Genomic DNA, 3,031 nt, shown 5'->3' with positions numbered 1-3,031 from the left:
ATTTCTTACCCTACTATTTTACTTTCCGACAACTATTTTACACATAGACACTCTTCGGGAAAAAAGGAAGGAAATCTACGATTCAAACTCATCGGATTATGATAAAATGAGACCAGATAGTCGAAAGGGGCAGAACGAATGGGTCTAAAAATCAATAACCTTACAGGAGGATACACACAGTTTCCTGTATTGAATCAAGTATCGTTTGAAGTGGATGACAGTGAAATAATCGGCTTAATCGGGTTGAATGGAGCCGGAAAAAGTACCACTATCAAACACATTATAGGCCTTCTAGAACCCTTTGAAGGCAGTGTGACGGTGGATGGGTTATCCTTACGGAATAATCCTCAGATGTATCGTAAAAAAATTGGCTACGTGCCAGAGACCCCGGCTTTATATGAAGAACTGACATTGAAAGAACATATTGAAATTACCGCCATGGCGTACGGAATTGGCGAAAAAGAAGCATGGGACCGGGCAGATGAGCTACTGTCGGCATTTCAACTGCAGGACCGGTTGGAATGGTTTCCTTCATATTTTTCAAAAGGCATGAAACAAAAAGTCATGATTGTGTGTGCTTTTTTGATTAATCCGGACCTGTATGTGATTGATGAACCGTTTTTAGGACTCGATCCAATTGCGATCAATACCATGCTGAAACGGTTGGAAGAGAAAAAGAAAGAAGGGGCATCCATTTTAATGTCGACACACGTGTTGTCGACGGCGGAAAGGTACTGTGACCGATTTGTCATCCTTCATCAAGGAAAAGCCATTGCGGTCGGAACGCTGGAACAGCTCCAGGATCAATACGATATGCCTTCTTCCACACTTGATGACATCTATGTTGTCGCGACAAGTAAGGAGCATGTCGGATGAAGTTGATGGATTTCTGGAAGAAAAGAGAACGAACGCATCAAAAAAAACTGTTTAAGTATTTGAAGTATGTGTTCAACGATCATTTTGTTTTGTTGCTTTTGTTGATTCTCGGAGCGGGAGGGTACGGTTATTCGGAGTATGTCAAGACGCTTTCCCCGGAAGCTGTCTTCCCCCGCATAGTCATTTGGCTCTTATTATTCGCCGCACTTTTTGTAGGACGCTTTGCCACATTGCTGCAGCCGGCCGATATGGTCTTCCTGCTGCCATTGGAGACAGAGATGGGACGAGTCATGCAGAAGTTGAAAAGGCGGAGTTTTATCTTGCCGGCTTCTCTGCTTTTATTGGGATCGGCGGCGGCCATGCCGTTGTTGGTTGCTCTGGGAGAAGCGGAATTTTCTCATTGGTTAGTGGTCGCTGGCACACTGTGGATCCTTAAAGACAGTGAACTGGATTGGCAGGCGGCCTCATTGAAAATCGCCTCCAAACGCCGGAAGAATCAGTGTGCAGTAGGAATTTATGGATTGTTTTTACTGGTCCTTTTTCTAATGGTATTTGTTTCTGTGTGGACAGGGTTGCCGGTTGCATTGGCAGGGAATGTTGGATTGAGGTACTTTTACAAGAAAGTGCACCAATCCAATCGTTTGCAATGGGAAGAAGCGATACAAACCGAAAAAGCGAGACTGCAACGGATTTACCGCTTCATCAATTTGTTTACTGATATCCCGGCATTGACGGACCGGCCTAAAAGAAGAAAATGGGCGGATGCATTCATTCAGCGGATTCCAACCCAAAAAAATTCGCCGTATTTGTATTTATACTTGCGGGGATTTGTTCGAGGTTCTTCTTACAGTGGGCTGTTTTTCCGGTTAACCGGGATAGGAGCGGTTCTGATTTGGTTGGTGGATTGGACAGAGATAGGAATCGCAATTGGCGTGATAGGTCTCTATTTAATTGGTTTCCAATTGATTCCATTATACTATCATTTTGACGAGTCCCTTTTGCTTCGATTGTATCCTTTGGTTGCATCCGGTAAAATAGCGGCTGTGCAGAAAGTGTTGTTGCTCCTGCTTTTGATTACAAGTGGACTATTTTGGGCGGCTGGTTGGATTTCTCTCGGTTTCATGAACAGTTTGTATTTGTTGCTGGCGTTTAGTGTTTTTTCGTGTCTCTTTGTGAGACTATATGTCCCATACCGCCTCAAGAAAAAAGGAGGACATTATGAAAGTACTGTGGAATAAAAACATAGTAGACCGTGAACAAGTCAGAATTGAGATGGAAGACAGAGGGTACCAATTTGGCGACGGAATCTATGAAGTGATCCGGGCCTACAATGGAACGTATTTCGGTTTAGATGAACACATTGACCGTTTGTTCAAAAGCGCAGACAAAATTGAGTTGATGATTCCATATGAACGAAAAGAGTTAAAAGAAGTTGTCACTGCACTTTTAGACATCAATCATATTCATACCGGAGATTTATATTTACAGATAACCAGAGGGATTTCTTCGCCTCGTAATCATTTATTCCCAGAAGCGGGTGTGGAGCCGATTGTCACTGGTTCGCTTACAGTAGCTGCAAGAGACACCGAAAAAATGAAAAAGGGCATTGCGGTCAGCGTTGAAAAAGATGAACGATGGTTAAAATGTGACATCAAATCCACCAGTTTGCTTGGAAATGTATTGGCCAAACATGAAGCGTATAAGAAAAACGCGGAAGAAGCTGTCCTGCACCGTGATGGAATCGTGACCGAATGCTCTTCGGCCAATCTGGCTGTGATAAAAGAAGGAACGGTGTACACCCATCCAGACGGAAATTTGATTCTGGCGGGAATCACGAAATTAATGTGGCTGCAATGCGCAAAAGAAATCGGACTGCCTGTCAGAGAAGAAGCCTTTACGTTAGAGGAGCTGTATGCGGCTGACGAAATTTTCTGTTCCAGTACAACGAAAGAAATCATGCCGATTGTGAAGGTGGATGATCAAGCAGTCGGAGATGGAGTTCCTGGTACATGGACGAAGAAATTACAACAACAATACGTTGCAATGATAGAAAAAGCTTGTGTTAGTGTAAAATAGTTCTCGGTAAGTCATCTATTGTTTATTGGACAAAAAGAAACGAGACCTTTATTCTAAAAGTTACCACACAAATAGAAAG

The 3,031-nt window shown here is 43.1% G+C and carries 3 protein-coding genes; all 3 read left to right on the top strand.

The features are described from left to right. Positions 1-138: 138 nt before the first annotated feature. From G470_RS0111425 to dat, 3 genes are read left to right on the top strand one after another with little or no spacing between them, the layout of a single operon-like run. Positions 139-876 (top strand): ABC transporter ATP-binding protein, encoded by a 738-nt coding sequence (locus tag G470_RS0111425; protein WP_028274906.1) that lies wholly within the window; start codon positions 139-141, stop codon positions 874-876. Further along, a complete protein-coding gene (locus G470_RS0111420) occupies positions 873-2,114 on the top strand; it encodes an ABC transporter permease (protein ID WP_028274905.1) in 1,242 nt (413 codons plus the stop codon). The genes G470_RS0111425 and G470_RS0111420 overlap by 4 nt, the downstream gene beginning before the upstream one ends. Further along, a complete protein-coding gene (gene dat, locus G470_RS0111415) occupies positions 2,095-2,952 on the top strand; it encodes a D-amino-acid transaminase (RefSeq protein WP_028274904.1) in 858 nt (285 codons plus the stop codon). The genes G470_RS0111420 and dat overlap by 20 nt, the downstream gene beginning before the upstream one ends. Positions 2,953-3,031: the final 79 nt, after the last annotated feature.

The organism is Atopococcus tabaci DSM 17538, assembly GCF_000429585.1.
Lineage (GTDB): Bacteria > Bacillota > Bacilli > Lactobacillales > Carnobacteriaceae_A > Atopococcus > Atopococcus tabaci.
This window is presented reverse-complemented; position numbering and strand designations above follow the sequence as displayed.